Raw genomic sequence first — 18,733 nt, 5'->3', positions numbered from 1 at the left:
TACAATATTTACCATATTTTTTTTACCTATTACTATTGAAAATAATCATTATTACTACTACAATTTAATCTTGTATGAATATGTCATTATCATTAAAACAATATCGAAAGAAGAGACAGCTTACACAAGAAGAATTAAGCAAATTGACTGGAATTAGTCAAAGTTATATTTCAAGACTAGAAAAAGATGAATTTATTCATAGTATTTCTTCTACAAAAATAATTCTGTTATCTGATGCTTTAGAAATAGATACGCTTGAACTAGCAGAGTACTTTTTTGGCAAAGAGAGAAAACATTTGAATAATATGAAAAAAGGAATTGATAAATAATCAGTTCTTTTTTCATATTTAAAGATTTATTATTAATCAACCTTGTAATATAATTGTAGTTATAAAGCTATTAGAGAGTATTATATTAGAAATGTGGAAAAAAGTATATTGAGTTAAAATCTGAATATGAAAGTTTGAAAAAGAATTATTAAATGTATAAAAATACTAATATTAAATAGTTAAAGAGGTGACGCAAATGCCTGCTTATAAAGATGAAGAAAGAAAAACTTGGTTTGTTAGCTTCTATTTTACAGACTTCAACGGAGATAAGAAAAAGAAAACTAAGCGAGGTTTTAAAACTAAAAAAGAAGCTTTAGAGTTTGAAAGAGAATTTTTAAATCAAAAGCAAATGAGTACAGATATGACATTTAAAAGCCTTACAGAAGAATATTTGGTTGATATGGAAACGAGATTAAAAACCTCAACTATGAATGGCAAGAAACATATAATAGAATTGAAGCTTATTCCATTTTTTGGAAAACTAAAGATAAATGAAATTACTGGTATACATGTTCGTAAATGGCAGAATGAACTATTAAATAGTTCTTATAGCCCCACTTATCTTAAAACAATACATAGCCAGTTAGTGGCAATTTTAAACTATGCAGTAAAATACTATAATTTAGACAAAAACCATGCAAGTCTAGTGGGTGGTATAGGTAAAAAAGATGCAGAAGAAATGAACTTTTGGACTTTAGAAGAGTTTAAAGAATTTATTAAATTTGAAAATAAAGATGATGCAAACCTAGCTTTTAAAATTTTGTTTTGGAGTGGAATAAGATTAGGTGAACTATTAGCCCTTACTCCACAAGATATTTCTGAAACAGAATTAAATATTAATAAAAGTTATCTAAAATTAAAAGGAGAGGATATTATTTCATCTCCAAAAACTGCTAAGAGCAAACGCATTGTTACCATTCCGAATTTTTTATATAATGAAATTAAGGATTATATTTCTAAATTATATGATTTAGGAGAAAATGAAAGAATATTTAAATTTTCAAGAGCTTATTTAAATTTAGAGCTGAAAAGATGTGCTGAATTAGCTTCTGTGAAAAAAATTAGAGTACATGATTTACGACATTCTCATGCTTCTCTACTTGTAAATATGGATATCAATATATTAACTATAGCTGAACATCTAGGGCATGAAAAAGTTGAAACAACATGGAATATATATTCTCATTTATATCCTAATAAACAGTTGGAAATCTCACAAAAACTTGAAGTTTTAAACAAATAGTATCATAATAGTGTCACAGATAAATCATAAAACCTGTAATCATTGTAATTGCAACGATTATAGGTTTTAGTTAACAATCCCAGAAGAAGCATAAATTTTACCAGTATATTTAATTCCAGCGAGTTCAGCTAATTCTTCATCTATGATTCCAACAACTTTGTCTGTAGACATATAAAGCACATTCCTTTCTAAGATAATTTATTGCTAAAATTATTAAAATTAAATATCTATATTTAAAGTATAGTTTATTCGAAAAAGAAAAGATAGTATAATATAGTTTTTTCATATCTGACCTTACATAACCTCTTTTTATATGATTTATAAATGGTAACTAAGGCTCTATTTTCAAATTATTTTTGGAAAATTTTTAGTTTTTTAAGCTTATATTATATATATATCATTTTTTACTTGAAAATATATATATTCTGAATTATTATAATAGTAAGAATTGAAATGAAATTAGGCAAGGCTGTTGAAAGATTTTATGATTAGATATGGAGAAAATATAGTAGACTTTTGTTTGTACAGAATAATAATGCATGTTTTATTTTAAAGTGTTCTATGATAATATTATTTTTATATATCAAATAAATTACCAACAGGAGGAAATTATGAACGCTCAACAAGAAGTATATAAAAAATTGGATGAACTAAATATATCTTATGAAATTGTAAATCATCCTGCAGTCTATACAATTGATGAAATGGAACAATTAAAAACACTACAAATGGAGTTTGTTGTAAAAAATTTATTCCTTCGTGATTCTAAGGGTAAAGAGCACTTTTTAGTTGTCTTAGGTAAAGATAAAAAAGCAGATTTAAAGGATATACGCCAAAAAATTGATAGTAAACCTCTTAGTTTCGCTTCTGAAGAAAGACTTGAAAAATATCTAAAACTTACTAAGGGAGCTGTAACACCTTTTGGTATACTAAATGATACTGATGCTATTGTAAAAATTGTATTTGATAAAGATTTATTGAAAATGGATAAAATAGGTATACATCCAAATGACAATACTGCCACTGTATTTTTAAAGTTTGAAGATTTAAAAAGGATTATAGAAAAAAATGGAAATGAAATATACTATGTAGAAGTATAGTTTTATTATTTTACATATAATAAATGATAGATAAAGTGGGTACCTCAAAATAAAAATTTGAGTCATCCACTTTTTTATACAAAAAATAGAAAGGGGGGTTCATAAGAACCCCTAGTATAATTCACACTACTTCCATAGGATGAACTCTGTATTTTCAATGTTTAAATCGCCTTTTGGGACAATTGTGAATCATTTGAACTCAATCACGCAGGTATCTCTTTTATTTTCTATTAAGTCATATCATCCCTAAGCGCATCAATAATATTTTCTCTTTTTATTTTACTAATGGCATACAACATTGTAATGAACACTATAAAGAGAACGACAAACACGCTGATTCCGATACTGGTCCATGGAAGTACAAAATCTATATCATCTTTGACCATTCCTTTATGAATTAGCCAGGAAGAAATTACAGCTATAGGAAGTCCAAAGAGCAGCGACCTCATGCCATAAAAGGCACACTCAAAATTCATCATCTTCTGAAAATCACGTTCAGACATTCCCACAGAGCGAAGCATGGCAAGTTCACGACGGCGTAGCTTGATATTTGTGGAAATTGTGTTGAATACATTGGCTACTGCAATCAGCGAGATCATAATTATAAAAGTATATGCGAACACATTGGCAATAAAGATGTAATTACGGTTTTCGTCCATCATTCCATACATATTGTACAGGTTGTACTCAGCCGTAATCCCTTCCCTCTCGATGATTTTCTCCATTTCTGCAACTGACTGATTGGGATTCTTTGATTTAAAACTCAAGCTTTTAATTCCTTTAGAAATACTTGGAGTCTCAAATGAATCTTTGACCGAATAAGGTGCCAACACCCTGAAGCAGGCTTTCCTCATCTTTGAGTTTCTGACACCTGGTGGAGAATCAGGTGGCACGACTTTTACAAATGAAATGTTTACATTTTGCCTATCGACTGTGTTCGACTTGCTATCAGCTTCAGGAGTAAGTTTAAGATTTATGGAAGAATTTGTGAAGATATCAATAGTATGGTCATCCTCCACCATCATGGAAACGGCAATCATTTTTGCATTTTGCCCAGTGTACTCTTCTGTTGGCAACCCCAGACTTTTGATAATATTCAGATACGTACTGTCATCAAGAAACTGCATATCTACTGGCATATCAACCGTTTCAGATGGCGAATGTGAACCCTCATAGTTCAAGTAATCATCTGTAAGTTCACTTACTTTAACAACACATGAATAGGTCATAAGTTCTTGATACAAGCCTTCATACACACCATTGGTAGTCTTCAGCTTATCGTATAGCTGTAGCATTTTACTGTCATTCATGTCCTGTGTGGAAAAAATGATGTCCTGGTCAGTAACCTCTGATGCCTGATTTGAAACTTGTTTCAAATCAGCTACCAAAGCACTGGTCGATATGAACAGCACTATACTTAAAACAAGCGATAGCACAATACTACGATAGCGTTTCTTGTTTCTTTTAAAATTCTTCAGCGCCAGAGTTCCCTCCAGACCGTAAATACGCTGTTCAAGCTTTGATATCCTTACTGCTTTGGATTCAATTTTCACCTCGTTCGTCTGGCGAATACACTCCATCACTGGTTTGCTGGCAGCCTTTCTAGCTGGAATATAAGCCGATATCAAGATGGTAACCATGCTGACCACTGCCGCAACAACGATTGCTGGGATGGACAACGTCAAGGTCAAAGGTACATTGGTGTAGAGAACATTTGCGAAATTTTTGGAGATAACAGAAATAACAAGTCCAATACTAACTATACCAACCGCAACACCAATTGGTATGCCAACAGCACCAATGCAAAGACCTTCAAATAAAACTGAATTACGTAGCTGCTTTGCTGTAGCTCCAACAGATGAAAGGATTCCAAACTGCTGTGTGCGTTCGTTCAACGACATGTTAAACGAATTATATATCAGAAAAATCGAGCCGAGCATGATTATGGCGACCACAATACCACCAACTGAGTACAAAAGCATATTGAACAAGTTATTGTCGGAAATACCCATGAAACGCAACACATTATCATTTAAAACGTAAGCATGGTCTCCAGTACTGTTTGTATATGAATGAACCTGACGTGGATTTTTCAACGTGACAAACAGGCTAAGGCTGTCAGCCTTGATTTGTGCATCCGCTTTGGTTATCAATGTGTATCCTGGTGCGGAAGATTCCTCAAAGACAGGCCTTTGGCAGGTACCAACAACTGTGTAGCTTCTCTCGCCTTGTGGAACAAGAGTTTCATCTCCAGCAGTATATTGGTCACTCTGACTAAGCTTCTCATATCCATTCATACGGTTTCCCACAGGCAAAGAAATAGTGTCGCCCACTGCGAATTTGACACCGCCATCTGTTGCAACTTTACCCGAAACAAGAATCTCTCCACTGTTTTCAGGTAATCTGCCAGAAATCAAAGTTATAGGCAAAGTATCAAAGGCTTTTTCGCTGAATCCAGCTATAAAAAGATACGGTTTGTTTGGGTTTTTGTTGCCATCAAGCTTTGCATAGCCAATATTTTCAAATGTTGCGGTATTTGCAACTTTATCATTTCCTATCTGTTTCTGTACGAAAGAGGAATTAACATCCAAAAACTCAACGTGCCAACCACCATATTTCTCAATCGAACCATTTACCATATAGTTTTGCAGGGAAATGGCAAGTGTAGCGACTGCTGTAATCATAGCAGCAGACAGAACAACTCCGATAACTGTTACAATCGTTCGTGTGCGTCTCTTTTTCATGTTTTGCAGTGCAACTTTGTTGAAAATGTTCATGGATATACCTACCTCCTTTCATCTCGCGTCACTTTGCCATCTGATATGCAGATAATGCGGTCTGCTTGCAGGGCTATATTTTCGTCATGCGTTACAATGATAAGGGTTTGACGATATTTTTTATTGCTTAATTTCAATAGATTGATAATTTCATGTCCATTTCGGCTGTCTAAACTACCTGTGGGTTCATCAGCAAGCATTACCGCTGGGGCATTCATTAAAGCACGTCCTATGGAAACACGCTGTTGCTGACCGCCAGAAAGCTGATTTGGTAAATGCGTTTTGCGGTCTTTTAGCCCAAGTAGGTCCATCAAGTCATTTAAGCGTTCCTCATTGACCTTTCGCTTGTCCATCAGTATAGGTAAAGTGATGTTTTCCACAACATTCAGAGTTGGAATAAGGTTATGAAATTGGTAAATCAGTCCGACTTGTCGCCTACGGAAAATGGCCAGCTTTTCATTGCTTTGGGCATATACATCCTGACCGTCCAAATACACCTTTCCGCTTGTTGGTACGTCCACTCCACCGATGATATGAAGTAATGTGGATTTTCCTGAGCCAGATGAACCAATGATTGCAGTAAACTCCCCCTTTTCTATTGTAAGCGAAACATTGTCAAGTGCGGTAACTTTGTTCTCGCCCTTGCCGTAGACCTTGCATAGATTTTCAATTTTTAAGAACTCCATTATGTAAGTCTCCTTTCTTATGGTTTAACCATATAATATAACTTTCAACTTACATCTGTGTGACTTTCAGGTGAGAGATTAGTCACTTTGGGAAACGAATTACAAATATCGCGCCACCTTTTTGGTGATTTTTTGCAGTAATCGTCCCTCCCTGTCGTGTTATAATTATTTTACAGAGTGCCAATCCAATCCCATATCCTGTGGCTTCTGCGTTTTTACCACGATAAAATCTATCAAACAAATAAGGTAAATCTTCTTTTTCAAATCCTGTGCCACTGTCATGGATAGTAATCTCAGTAAATAGCGGATTATCCTCACAAACAATCTCAATCTTCCCATTATCGCCTGCACTTTCCATACAATTTTTGAGGATATTCTGAATTGCTTCTGAAAGCCAACCCGAATCACCCTGAATAATCATTCCTTTAGGCACATCTATTTGTAAAGCAATGTTATGCAGTTCAATTGGAATTAGAAATGGTCGAAGTGAGTTGTATATCAAGTTGTTCACATCTATCTGCTCGCTTTGGAAAACTACAATACCTGCGTCTAAGCGAGATAACTTCAATAGGGAAGTAATCAACCAATCCATCTTTACAAATAATTCCTCTGTTTCCCTCACCAATGCCTTTCGTTGATTTTCATCAGAGCTATTTGATAGCAATGACAGAATAATATTCGCGGATGTAAGAGGTGTGCGGAGTTGGTGGGCTATGTCAGCCAACGAATCAGCAAGATGTTCTTTTTCTTTTTTCAGCGCATCGTTTTGTTCCCGAATACATAGTGTCATTTTTGTTATCTCGCTGTGCAGAATGGAAAGTTCGCCCTCGTCCGATTCACCAATATACAGATGGTCAGCATTATGAAGCACAAGATCAATTTGATTAGAAATCTGTGCAATATTTTTATATCGAGCTTTGGTAAAAGAGAAAAACGCTAAACCAAAGGCAGTAACAGAAATAATAGAAAGGATTCCCGCCACCATATTTATTGTAAATCCAAGCGTTACAGTGGTGACAGCCATTAAAGAGAACAAAATAGCAAACTGCTTAAACTCTCTATTTCGAAGCATAATCGTCCCCCAATCTATACCCTGTCCCACGAACAGTCAGAATTATTTGTGGGCTTGCTGGGTCGCTCTCTATCTTCTCCCTCAAGCGCTTTATGTACACAGTTAATGTATTATCATTGACAAACTCACCCGCCGCGTCCCATAATTCATCAAGGAGCCTGCTCCTCGTGATAATACTTTTGGGGTTATTAATAAACACCAACAACAAGCGGTACTCTAAAGCTGAAAGAAAAACCTCATTGCTGTTTTTTTTCACAACGCCACTTGCCATATCGACATGAAGCCCACAGATTTCAAAAGCCGCTTCTGAACGTCCGTTTTTTCGTAGGGCAGTTCCAATTCGCGCAATCAATTCACGTGGACGAAAAGGTTTTGTTATATAGTCATCTGCGCCTATATTCAGCCCAGTAACAACACTCGCCTCATCGCCTGAAGCTGTCAGAAAGATAACAGGAACATCTTGCATTTCTTTGATTTCTGTGCAAACTGTAAAACCATTTCCGTCAGGTAAGGAAATATCAATTAATGCCAAGTCAAATTTATTACTGGAAAGCATGGCAATAGCTTCACCTCGTGTAGGAGCGTGAGTGACTTCAAATCCTTCTGAGTGCAGCAAAAGCATAAGATTTTTAGCGATTGCTTTATCGTCCTCAACCAAAAATATTCGTTTCATTTGTTTTCACCATCCTTTACTTTACTATTTCTATATCGTCCATCAGCTGAAACAAATCACATATTCTTCATTTTTTTGTTTACTTAACCCGCTCAGCAGAGTAATTTCATATCACTATTATGTATGCAATTTCCCAATTTTTCAAGGATTCTTTTGTTGTTATATAGCTCACGCGTAACACCTCCATTGATATATTATATTTCTTTTGATGGAAATACACAAGTTGAGGTCTGGGTAAAACTGCTTTAACAAGCATCTTTACATTTGAAAATAGTTCTCCATAATGAAATCAATTTTCGAAAGTTCTCATTTTACATTGTTATAGAAAGTAACCATATTCCTGTAAATACAGGTTTGATAAATGCCTTACCTATATTTACAGTGTCAAATGTACATGTTTATAGTGTAATAAAGAGGGTGAAAGCAACAAGTGCTTTCACCCTCTTTGAATATATAGCTTGTGTCACCCAATAGAATCCCATAATCACTTGCAACCAAAATTCCACTATTTTTTATTACTTTTTCCTTGCAGAAACAAGTAACATCATAGGTCTACGTAATTCATCTTTCATTTCAGGAATCGTATTTAATAATTTCTCTTCTGGTTGAGGTTCGATTATTTCTAATATCTCAAATCCAGTTTTAACTAAAGTATTTAGATAAGTAGTTAATGTTTTATGATATTTTATAACTTCTTCCCCTAAAAAATTTGATTTTCGAAGTCCCTCTATAAAATAGTTATCTACTGGCCAGTGTAAATTGTTTCCATCTTTATCACAGTACCATTCTTGAGCTCCATATGCAGTGAATATAGGATGTTCAACTGAAAATACAAAATCTCCTCCGCTTGAAAGACAATTGCTTATATTTTTACATATATCTTCAAATGATTGAATATAATGAAAAGCCAAAGAACTAATTACTACATCAAAGCAATCTTTTGGGAAGTCTATATCTTCAATAGGCATACATATGTACTTTATATTATCAAATTTGGTTTTATTTCTTGCTTCTTTTAGCATCTTTTCTGAAATATCAATTCCAATAGCAGACTCTGCACCATTTTCAACTGCATATTGACAGTGCCATCCAAAACCGCACCCTAAATCTAATACTCGTTTCCCCTCAAAATCAGGTAACATTTTTTTTAGAGTATGCCATTCTCCAGCACCTTCAAGACCTTTTTTAGAGCGTTCCATATCACTGTATTTACAAAAAAATTCATCATTATCATATTTATTTTGTTTCATTTAATTTCCTCCATTTTAACTGTACTTGTTTAACTATATTTGCCAAAATATAAAATGCAAATCTTCACTACTTTACACAATAACATTTTTTAAATTTATAAAATTAAATTATTATTTATATGAATTAATTTAATATCTATTATTAATAAATTTTGTGCCTATATAATTTATATAAAACATTACTGTTTTAATTTTATATCTTAATTTACAAATAATCAATACAATCTATTTAATATAATCGATTACTTGAAAAATTCAAATATAAAAATTATTTTTAAATTATTGTAGAAATAAATTCTATAGGTATATATTTTTGTAACAACTACAACAAATATTTAATATTATATATTATTCGGATGTCTTATGGGAGGTATTTATTATGTTTAAAAAAATAATCGCAATTGCAAGTTCTATTGTTATGAGCACAATATGCTTAACTGGATGTGATTTTAACTCTAATGATGAAAATGATAAGTCTGCTTCATCTAAAGACTTAGATAAAGTAACTATTGCAGAAGTTACTCATTCTGTTTTTTATGCCCCACAATATGCTGCTATTACAAAAGGATTCTTCGAGGATGAAGGAATAAAGGTTGACCTTATAAATACTCAAGGTGCGGATAAAACTATGGCAGCTTTAATTTCAGGTGAAGCAAATGTAGGCTTAATGGGTCCTGAAGCTTCCATATATGTATATAATCAAAACAAAAACGATTATGCTGTAAACTTTGCACAATTAACTAAAAGAGATGGTAGTTTTTTAGTTGCCAGAGAAAAGATGCCTAATTTCTCCTATGATGATTTAAAAGGAAAAGAAATATTAGGTGGTAGAAAAGGTGGCGTTCCACTAATGACTTTTGAATATGTTCTAAAAGACAAAGGACTTACTATTGGAGAAAATTTAAAAGCAGGCAATGTCAACGTAAGAACTGATGTACAATTTGGAGTAATGGCTGGGGCTTTTGCAGGTGGTGAAGGTGACTTTACAACAGCATTTGAACCTACAGCAACTGCCATGGAAAAAGAAGGCAGCGGATATATAGTAACATCTATAGGAAAAGATTCTGGAGAAATACCATTTACAGCTTACTCTACTACTAGATCTTACATGAAAAATAATAAAGATTTAATTCAAAGATTTACAAATGCTGTTTACAGAGGTCAATTATGGGTTCAAAAAGCTCCTAGTAAAGAAATCGCCGAAGCTATGCAACCTTTCTTTGAAGATATATCTCTAGAAGATTTAGTAACAGTTGTAGATAGATATAAGTCAATAGATGCATGGTCTCAAAACCCTGTATTAAAAGAGGAAGGTTTAAATAAACTAATGGATGTTATGAAAGAAGCTAAGGAATTAGACAAAGAAGCCCCTTACAAAGACATAGTAAATACTGAATTTGCAAATAATGCAATAAAAAATATAAAATAAATATGCATCAGTTTTAACTAAAAGCTTACAAAAATTATAAAAAGAGTCTTTTAAAAGACTCTTTTTATAATTGAGATTAAAGTTTATATTAAAAAATAGAAATTAAAGTATCGTAAAGATACCTATATATCTATCCTCTGTATTCTGCTCCAGCATTGATTTTTGTAATTTGAACAGCAACCATTTCCTCATTGCTTCCATTAGTAATTTCATGCCATTCTCCTGTTGGTACAAAAACAGTATCACCTTGTTTTACATCACACTCATGTTCTCCAAGTTTCATTTTCCCTTCTCCTTTTAAGAACACAAATATTTGTTCACCATTAGGATGTCTATGGGCATTAAGAACTTGATTAGGTTTAAAATAATAAACTTCTGAAGTTATATCATTACCAGCAAATACTGGTATTTTTGGTACTGCTGCATCATTATATTGAGCTAAGCTTCCATCTAATAGATTCTTTTTATTTTCATGCATACTATAAATACCTCTTTTCTATATTATAGATTTACTATTATTATTCCAATATAAAAAAATAGTATTCTCCTTATACATAATAGGAATAAAATTCTTTTACTTGTAACTATGACTCCTTAATATAAATTAAATTTTTTAATGTTTTTATTAAACTTACATCTTAACCTTTTAACACAGAAATTATTTCATTACATATATTTAATGATTATCTTGATTTTCTATTCTAATGTTTTTTTCATAGGTTGGTTTACTTTTGATTCTATTTTCAATATATGTTGAATTTGAAATAGAGTTATTCAAAAAGTTTGTAGAGATAAATTCTAATTTTAAATACATTATTGATGAAAATAAACATAAAAACAATACTACAACAGTGCTTCCTTTATATTTTTCACTAAACATATAATAAACACGTTTTTGAATATCTGATTTTTGATGTAAACCAGCTACAAATTTATTTGAATAATTTAATTTTTTTCTCATCATATTTATGATAATTAAAGCATACTCTTTTTTCTCTTCTATATTACAATTTTTTAAAACTCTTTCATCACAATAAAGTTCACAATCTAAATCTATAATCTTATCCATAATATACATAAAAGGATTAAACCAATAAACACATTTTAAAAATAACACTAAATATTTAATATAAAGGTCTTTATTCTTAAAATGTATAAGTTCATGTCTAAATATCCATTCAAGTTCTTTTAATGTATATTCACATGGTGGCAAAAGAACACATGAATCAAAAAATGCAGGTGTTTCAACTTCATAAGTGTATTTAAGTTTTATATCTTTACTTATTTTTAGTTCCTTTAATAAATTTTCATAAAGCTTGATTATATCTTTATCATCTATCTCATAAGATAAATCATTAATTAAATTTTTGAGTTTTATATATTTCAAAATATTGTAAATTAAATATACTATTGCACCAATAATCCAAATAAATATTAAAATACCACTTTTAGAAATAGAAATATTATTAAAGTTTTCTAAGTTTATCTTTTTAATACTATCTTGATATTTCAATGTATTAAATGTAAAAGTATAATATGTAAATGGTAGCAAGAGTTTAATAACTACAATAAACCAGATATAATAATTAAATCTTTTACTAAATCTTTTAAATACACTTATTCTAAATACTAATAAAAGAATTAGGAATAAATTACTTACTAAAACCGTTCTAAAAATATCACTTAGAATCAAACTCATAGACTCTTCTCTCCTATTATATCTATTCTTCAATATGTTTATTTAACAATTTTTAAAAATCAGTTCAATATTAGTATTTTGTATTTAATTTTATGTATAAAGTAATTATAATTGTCATTAGTAAAATTTACCAGTATTATTTTGTTACTTATACTTACCAATAAACTTATTTAATTCTCTCCTTACCAAATCAGGTTTATCACGAAGCTATTTAGGCTAATTAAAATTTATTATATTAAATATAATTTATACTTAAAACTATATTATTAAAAAAAGGCATAAAATATATTATTTTATGCCTTTTTTTAATAGTATAGTTTTTTCAATGCTTGTATAAACATAAATCGTTTATTTGTCAGTGAAATGTCAGTAATTTTTTTTGTTTTTTTTATTATTTTTTCATCTTTTTAGGATTCTCATAAACATTATATTTGTATTTATATTTTTAAAATTTATAGAAATCAAGCATATTAATTTACCACTCTAAATAGTTTTTACATTAAATTATTTAAACTTTATATTTTTTGTTTTAGCTATACCATATTTCTACCACAAAGAATTTATCGAATTTTATTTTCATTCAAATCCTTTTCAAATTAAAGACTCGTTGTATCGCATAAATTTCCATTAAAAATATTTGCGTTTCTATTTTTTATTTTAGCAAACTTTTCTTTTATTTTTTTAATTAAATTCATAAATTTCATTTTTATAAATTTCAGCCAAAATTTATCTCTCCGCATTTTGGATTTTAAATGCACTCTATAAAACCACGCTATGTTTTATACATATTTCATACAAACTTCCTTAAAATCTATTTAAATGTGTAATTTGATGTTTAAGCTACAAGCGAATCTAAAAAGTTAACTATATTTATATTATGTAAACTAAATTGATTTTTGAAAGCTTCATTTATATTTTTAAATAATTAAGATAAACTTGAAATTATTTTCATAGTGATTTATCTTAATATTATGAATATTTACCAATAGTACTTTAAAGAAAAAAGGGAAGCATTACAATCTATTTAGATTAGTGCTTCTCTTTTCACTTCTTTTCTTCTTTGTTGAGTTAATAATACTTTCGCAGTTATAGTTATGAATAGGCATACTATTATTCTCATAAATTAATCCATCCTAAAAGAAAAATAAATCTTCAAACTTTTTATCTAATGCAATGCATAAAATCAATGCAAGTTTAGTAGTAGGATTGAATTGTCCTGTTTCTATTGAACTAATAGTATTACGTGATACTCCAACCATTTTTGCTAATGCTGATTGAGATAATTTTGCTTCTGACCTTGCTTCTTTCAAACTATTTTTTAATATCAATTCTTCTTTTTCCATATCACTTCTACCTATAACGTATAAATGAATTTAAAAATACATAGTGCAAAAATAATTAAAGCCCCTATACTTATCAGCAAATATTTTTTCTCATTTATCTTTCTGTAAACAACAAAATAAGCAACTGATACATAGCCAGTTAATACAGCTAAAATATCATAGAATGGTGTTACTTTTTCAAGACCTCTCATGTCAGATACAACTACTTTGACTGCGAAAACAACACCACAAATAATCGCTAAAGCAATTGAACCAATTGCAGTAGCTTTTTGACTTACTGTGTTTTCAAATTCTTCGTTTTTTTCCAATTTTGCCTTGTTTAAAACAGCTTCTTTATTCATATCAATTCCCCTTTCTTAAAATACTTGTGTAATGTAATAGATAAAACTACTCAATGTTATAATAGAAGAGAGAAGGATAATAAAGCCACTCTTTTTATTTAATGCCTTAAAACTCCCATAATAGTTCCCAGTTAACCAGCCCCATAATATAGTTAATAATAAGGATAAATCAGTTGTTCTTAATTTTATAAGATTTAAGATAATGAGCGGTACTATTATACCTACAAATAATAAAGTTCCATATCGTTGACCTTTATTTAATACGAATAAATATCCCTCATCTGATTTTTCTTGTCTACTTCTTTCTAAAATTTCTTCTTTATTCATCTATATTCTCCTTTTATTGCCAAGTTTACTTGTCAATAACTTTTGCAAAGTTTTATTGTCAAATTAAAAGTATGCAAATCTTATATAGAAATGCACGCTTTTATGATTTACCTTACTATCTTCCAGTTATCGCCTTTCTTCAAGGTCAATTCATACTGTGAAATCTGCATTGGATTTTTACATAAAAAATACTAGATATAAATTTATGATTTATATCTAGTATTTTTATTTGTCACATATCACTTTCACCTATCAAAAACAATTGTTTTCCATATTGCAAAAAATTCTCTTGTATAATATGTTGGAACAAATGAAAGCTTTGACTTACTAGCGTAAAAAGAAATATTTTTATATTCATTTCTAGATGCTAGTATTTTACTCCTAAGAACATGAAAATCAGTTGTTACAATTTTTACTTTTATATTTTTTATTCTTTTTCTACTATGCTCTTCTATCTTTAGCTTTGAATATTTAAAGTTTTCATAAGTATTTGTAGATTTATATTCTTCTATTATTCTATTGCTATCTATACCATTTCTAACAAGATAATCTTTCATAGCTTTTGCCTCAGTTATATTTTCTCCATTACCCTTACCACCTGATACTACTACATAGCATTCACTATTAACTTTTAAATATTTTAAAGCAGTGTTTAATCTTCCCTTCAATGTAGTACTTGGTGTAGTCTTTTTTACAGAAGCTCCTAAAATCAAAAGATAATCACTTTTTGTCTCAAAACTATTTTTAGGATAAAAGATTATTAAGCTTTCAGTAATCATGAATACTATTAAGAAAACACTAATTAGTATTTTTAGCACTTTATAAAAAACCTTCTTTTCTTTAATTTTCTTTTTTAAGATTCGATAAACAATTAATAGTATTCCTATAACTAAGAAAAATCCACTAAATGAAATACCACCAAAAACTATTTTAAGATAAAAATAGTAAATTATAAATATTAAACCCAATATTAAATTAATCATATTTCTATAATCCTTTTTATTTGTTTTTGTTTTTATATAAAGAAATATCTATGCACTCTATAAGACAGTTATATTCTCCATCTATCCAATTAATCCAACTTGCAATTGATACATTTTCTCCAAATATATTTGTCTCTGTTTTAAATTTTGAATCTCTATTTTCTTTTAATCCATTAATCGGGCAGTTATTACAAGGAATATTAGATTTTAATAATGATTTATAACATTTATCTCCTATTTTTATTTCTAAGTCTAAATTTGAGACCTTATTATTAATAAAAATAAGGTCATAAGTATTCGGATTTACTATATATATATAATTATCAATAGAATCAAGAACTTCTTTTAGTGATAGATTAGAATCTTCATATTCAATTTCACCTTTTAGACTTTCTTCTTTCACACTACCATTACTTATATCGGTTTCAAGTTTATTTTCACATATACAATCATTATAAAGTGAATACTTATCTTTTCCTTTATTCTTTGCATAATAAAGTGCCATGTCTGCTTTTTTATAAAGTTCTTCAAATACAGCTCCATGTTCTGGTACGAATGAAATTCCAACTGTACCTGATATCTTATACGTTTTTTTATTTCCAGTATAAGAATTTCTAAATATATTACATATTTTTTCTGCTTTACTTTTAGCATTTTCAAAAGATTGAATATTCTTTAAGAATACTATAAATTCATCACCACCAATACGCCCCACTATATCATTATTTCTAAATATAGGCTTTAGTTGTTTAGAAACTTCATACAAAACTTTATCTCCAAAAACATGTCCTAAATTATCATTTATTGATTTAAAATTATCTATATCAATAATTAAAAAGGCATGAATTCCTGAATTTGATTCTTCTGAATTTAGAAAATCATTAATAAGATTTTCTGTAGTACCCTTATTATATAATCCTGTTAAAGTATCTCTTTCAGCTTTTAATTTTAATTTAATTTCTTCATTTTTCTGTTCGTCGATATCTTTAATATAAGCAAGTGCTTTTATATCATTCGTAATAGAGTCTTTTATTAAATGCATTGTACAAAGTACCCAAATCATTTTATCATCTTGATTCATTCTTCTATATTCCAACTTTATTTCACTTATATTATTTTTATAGGCTTCTAATAAATGTCTACATAAAAATGTATTTAAAAAGACTTCTTTATCATCTTTATAAATAACAGTCTCTGATATAGATTTTACCATTTCAGAGTAGTCATTGCTTGGTTTAATTCCAAATTGTCGATACCAATTTTCATTACCCCTTATAAAAATATCCTTTGATACATTTATTTCATAGGTTATTATTGCTTCTGATAATATAGCGGAATGATATTTGTATGCTTGATTATATCTTATTTCTGCTTCTTTTTGTTCACTTATATCTTCTTGTATCCCAATAGCTCTTATAGGTTTACCATCTTCATCAAAAATAGTAGTTAATGTAATTTTGTTCCATATGTAGCCTTGATCTGGAACTCTTATTTTAACAACACAACTTGCAGTTTTTTCTCCACTTATTATCTTCTCATACATTTTTATAAAATCTTCACTAAAGTCTTTATAAATAATTCCTGCTTCAACTAAGGAATAAGGAACATTTTCATTTATTTTATCAATATTATAATTTTCCATACTCTTATTAGTATTTACAAGAGATTTTGTATTTATATCATACTCAAATATAATATTTGATGTTTGATTTAATGCAATTCTAAATCTTTCTTCATTAATTCTAAGTTTTTGTTCTGCATTTTTTAAATCAGTTATATCAGTTAAAATCCAAATTCCTTTTTTGCTATCATCACTATCAGTAATAAGCCTTCCTTTTAAAGAAACCCATATCATCTTGCCATCACATTTCTTTATTCTATATTCACCTACAGCGATATTTCCAATAATCAACTGATGTCTTAAATTTTCAAGAATCTTTTTTCTATCATCATAAAAAACAAGATTACATGATTTATATTGGAGTTCATCTTCTAACTGTTTACGTGTATATCCAATCATTGATAGATAACCAGAGTTAGCATATTGTATAGTAAAATCTTCATCAAATTCTGTTATAAGTATTCCGCCTAATATATTTTCTGATACCATTTCAAGTTCTAAATTCTTTTGTTCCATTTCTTTTTCTAATTGTTTTGTTTTGGTAATATCTACTGTAACACAATAAAGATATTTTTTACCATCAGGTTCTACTATAAGTTCCCCCTTATCAGATATCCAGACTATATCACCACTTTTAGTTCTAACTCTGTATTCCAATTCAATAGTTTTATTTTTATAAAGTTGTTCAGAGATTTCTTTTTTTACTCTTTCAACATCATCTTTGTGTATTATTTTATAAAAACTATTATTAAATTGCATTTTTATTTCTTCTCTTGTGTAACCAAACAAATCAACAAATCCATCACTTAAAAATTCAAACTCAAATTTTTCATCAACAGTACATTTTTGAACTCCTCCAGGAATGCTATTTGTAATAGATGATATTTCCTTATTGGCTTTTAGAATATGCTTTTGTGATTTATTATTTTTATAGAAGATATATATTATTAGTGCAATAAATAATAAGAACACCTTACAAATTAAAGAAAATGCTAATTGATTTATTTTATCAATATTTTTTCTTACAGTATATTGTGGTATTACTGAGAGAACATACCAGTCATTTACACCTATTGGTGTGTATGTTGCATAACGTTCTTTACCTTTGTATTTATATGAAATAAATCCACTCTTTTTATGTTTTGTATCTTCATATACTTTTTTATAGCTATAACCAGCATCAAAAGAAGCTTCCTTGAATATATCGTATATATTACTACTTGCTCCAACTATAGCATTTGTATGTGAAGATTTCAAAACAAATTGTCCGCTAGATTCAAATATATCTATATATCCTTCACTGTTGAAACTTGTTATGTCAATGAATTCAGCTAATTTATCATTATAGTATGAACCATATAAAACACCAATCACTCTATTTTCTTTGTATACAGGTGTAGCTATAACAAAAGTATCTTTTCCATCAATAGGAGATTTTACTACTTCAGATATGTTACTGTCTCCACTAATAGCTTTCTTAAAATATTGGTAATTTGATATATCAACAACTTTCCCATCGCTAGTACGACTTATTCCATTAGGAGAAGCAATTGATATTCTTTGAAAATCAGATTCTTTTGATATTTTAGCTAATAACGGGATTATCTCAGGATTATCTATAGTATCAAAATATGAAACCATATTCGCTATACTCTTAACAAATGATAATGAACTGTCTAGCTTTATTTTTATAGCATTAGAACTTTGTAAAGATATTTCTTTTAAACTAACTTTATTGTTTTCTTCTTCTTGAACATTAGTTTTAAATGCAAAATCAGAAAAAGAAATTATTGTGAATAAAAATATTAATATAATACTCATTACGCTTTTCAACGATTTTGCTCTTATCACTTACTTACC

Annotated in this window: 16 protein-coding genes; 4 read left to right on the top strand and 12 right to left on the bottom strand. The window is 29.4% G+C overall.

The features are described 5' to 3' along the window. Positions 1-74: 74 nt before the first annotated feature. From IC758_RS09815 to IC758_RS09805, 3 genes are all read left to right on the top strand, one after another. The gene (locus tag IC758_RS09815) at positions 75-329 is read left to right on the top strand and encodes a helix-turn-helix domain-containing protein (RefSeq protein WP_227860939.1); all 255 of its coding nucleotides are present in this window, start codon (positions 75-77) and stop codon (positions 327-329) included. 196 nt (positions 330-525) lie between these two features. Beyond that, positions 526-1,572: a tyrosine-type recombinase/integrase gene (locus IC758_RS09810; RefSeq protein ID WP_227860938.1), complete on the top strand. Its 1,047-nt coding sequence runs from the start codon at positions 526-528 to the stop codon at positions 1,570-1,572. Positions 1,573-2,183: 611 nt separating this feature from the next. Next, a complete protein-coding gene (locus tag IC758_RS09805) occupies positions 2,184-2,672 on the top strand; it encodes a prolyl-tRNA synthetase associated domain-containing protein (RefSeq protein ID WP_255613419.1) in 489 nt (162 codons plus the stop codon). A 230-nt stretch (positions 2,673-2,902) separates the two neighbouring features. Here IC758_RS09805 and IC758_RS09800 read toward each other — a convergent pair whose 3' ends face one another. The 5 genes from IC758_RS09800 to IC758_RS09780 form a co-directional block, all read right to left on the bottom strand. Next, complete coding sequence (locus IC758_RS09800) at positions 2,903-5,449, bottom strand: ABC transporter permease (protein ID WP_227823883.1); 2,547 nt, start codon at positions 5,447-5,449, stop codon at positions 2,903-2,905. 8 nt (positions 5,450-5,457) lie between these two features. Beyond that, the gene (locus tag IC758_RS09795; protein ID WP_227437334.1) at positions 5,458-6,135 is read right to left on the bottom strand and encodes an ABC transporter ATP-binding protein; all 678 of its coding nucleotides are present in this window, start codon (positions 6,133-6,135) and stop codon (positions 5,458-5,460) included. Between the two features lie 82 nt (positions 6,136-6,217). Then, positions 6,218-7,207: a sensor histidine kinase gene (locus IC758_RS09790; RefSeq protein WP_227437332.1), complete on the bottom strand. Its 990-nt coding sequence runs from the start codon at positions 7,205-7,207 to the stop codon at positions 6,218-6,220. After that, positions 7,194-7,880: a response regulator transcription factor gene (locus IC758_RS09785; RefSeq protein WP_227437330.1), complete on the bottom strand. Its 687-nt coding sequence runs from the start codon at positions 7,878-7,880 to the stop codon at positions 7,194-7,196. Before IC758_RS09785 ends, IC758_RS09790 begins: the two co-directional genes overlap by 14 nt. 515 nt (positions 7,881-8,395) lie before the next feature. Next, positions 8,396-9,130 (bottom strand): class I SAM-dependent methyltransferase, encoded by a 735-nt coding sequence (locus tag IC758_RS09780; protein WP_227437328.1) that lies wholly within the window; start codon positions 9,128-9,130, stop codon positions 8,396-8,398. 379 nt (positions 9,131-9,509) lie between these two features. Between IC758_RS09780 and IC758_RS09775 the strand changes: the two genes are divergently transcribed. Next, entirely contained in the window at positions 9,510-10,559 is a 1,050-nt protein-coding gene (locus tag IC758_RS09775) for an ABC transporter substrate-binding protein (protein ID WP_227860937.1), read from the top strand. A gap of 130 nt (positions 10,560-10,689) precedes the next feature. Here IC758_RS09775 and IC758_RS09770 read toward each other — a convergent pair whose 3' ends face one another. From IC758_RS09770 to IC758_RS09740, 7 genes are all read right to left on the bottom strand, one after another. Then, the gene (locus IC758_RS09770; RefSeq protein WP_227436116.1) at positions 10,690-11,037 is read right to left on the bottom strand and encodes a cupin domain-containing protein; all 348 of its coding nucleotides are present in this window, start codon (positions 11,035-11,037) and stop codon (positions 10,690-10,692) included. Positions 11,038-11,235: 198 nt separating this feature from the next. Then, positions 11,236-12,258 (bottom strand): M56 family metallopeptidase, encoded by a 1,023-nt coding sequence (locus tag IC758_RS09765; protein WP_227483101.1) that lies wholly within the window; start codon positions 12,256-12,258, stop codon positions 11,236-11,238. A 1,133-nt stretch (positions 12,259-13,391) separates the two neighbouring features. Beyond that, entirely contained in the window at positions 13,392-13,601 is a 210-nt protein-coding gene (locus IC758_RS09760) for a helix-turn-helix transcriptional regulator (protein ID WP_227860936.1), read from the bottom strand. Positions 13,602-13,612: 11 nt separating this feature from the next. After that, positions 13,613-13,942, bottom strand: a complete 330-nt coding sequence (locus IC758_RS09755) for a DUF6442 family protein (protein ID WP_227834343.1) — start codon at positions 13,940-13,942, stop codon at positions 13,613-13,615. 15 nt (positions 13,943-13,957) lie between these two features. Next, on the bottom strand, positions 13,958-14,269 hold the full coding sequence (locus IC758_RS09750) for a DUF6442 family protein (protein ID WP_227436109.1): 312 nt from the start codon (positions 14,267-14,269) through the stop codon (positions 13,958-13,960). Positions 14,270-14,514: 245 nt separating this feature from the next. Further along, positions 14,515-15,252, bottom strand: coding sequence for a YdcF family protein (locus tag IC758_RS09745; RefSeq protein WP_227834344.1), 738 nt, complete (start codon positions 15,250-15,252; stop codon positions 14,515-14,517). Positions 15,253-15,268: 16 nt separating this feature from the next. Beyond that, complete coding sequence (locus IC758_RS09740; RefSeq protein ID WP_227860935.1) at positions 15,269-18,724, bottom strand: GGDEF domain-containing protein; 3,456 nt, start codon at positions 18,722-18,724, stop codon at positions 15,269-15,271. Positions 18,725-18,733: the final 9 nt, after the last annotated feature.

It is taken from the genome of Clostridioides sp. ES-W-0016-02 (genome assembly GCF_020641035.1).
In the GTDB taxonomy this organism is placed as follows: domain Bacteria; phylum Bacillota; class Clostridia; order Peptostreptococcales; family Peptostreptococcaceae; genus Clostridioides.
Note: the sequence above shows the minus strand (reverse complement) of the source record. Positions and strands in the feature narration are given on the sequence as shown.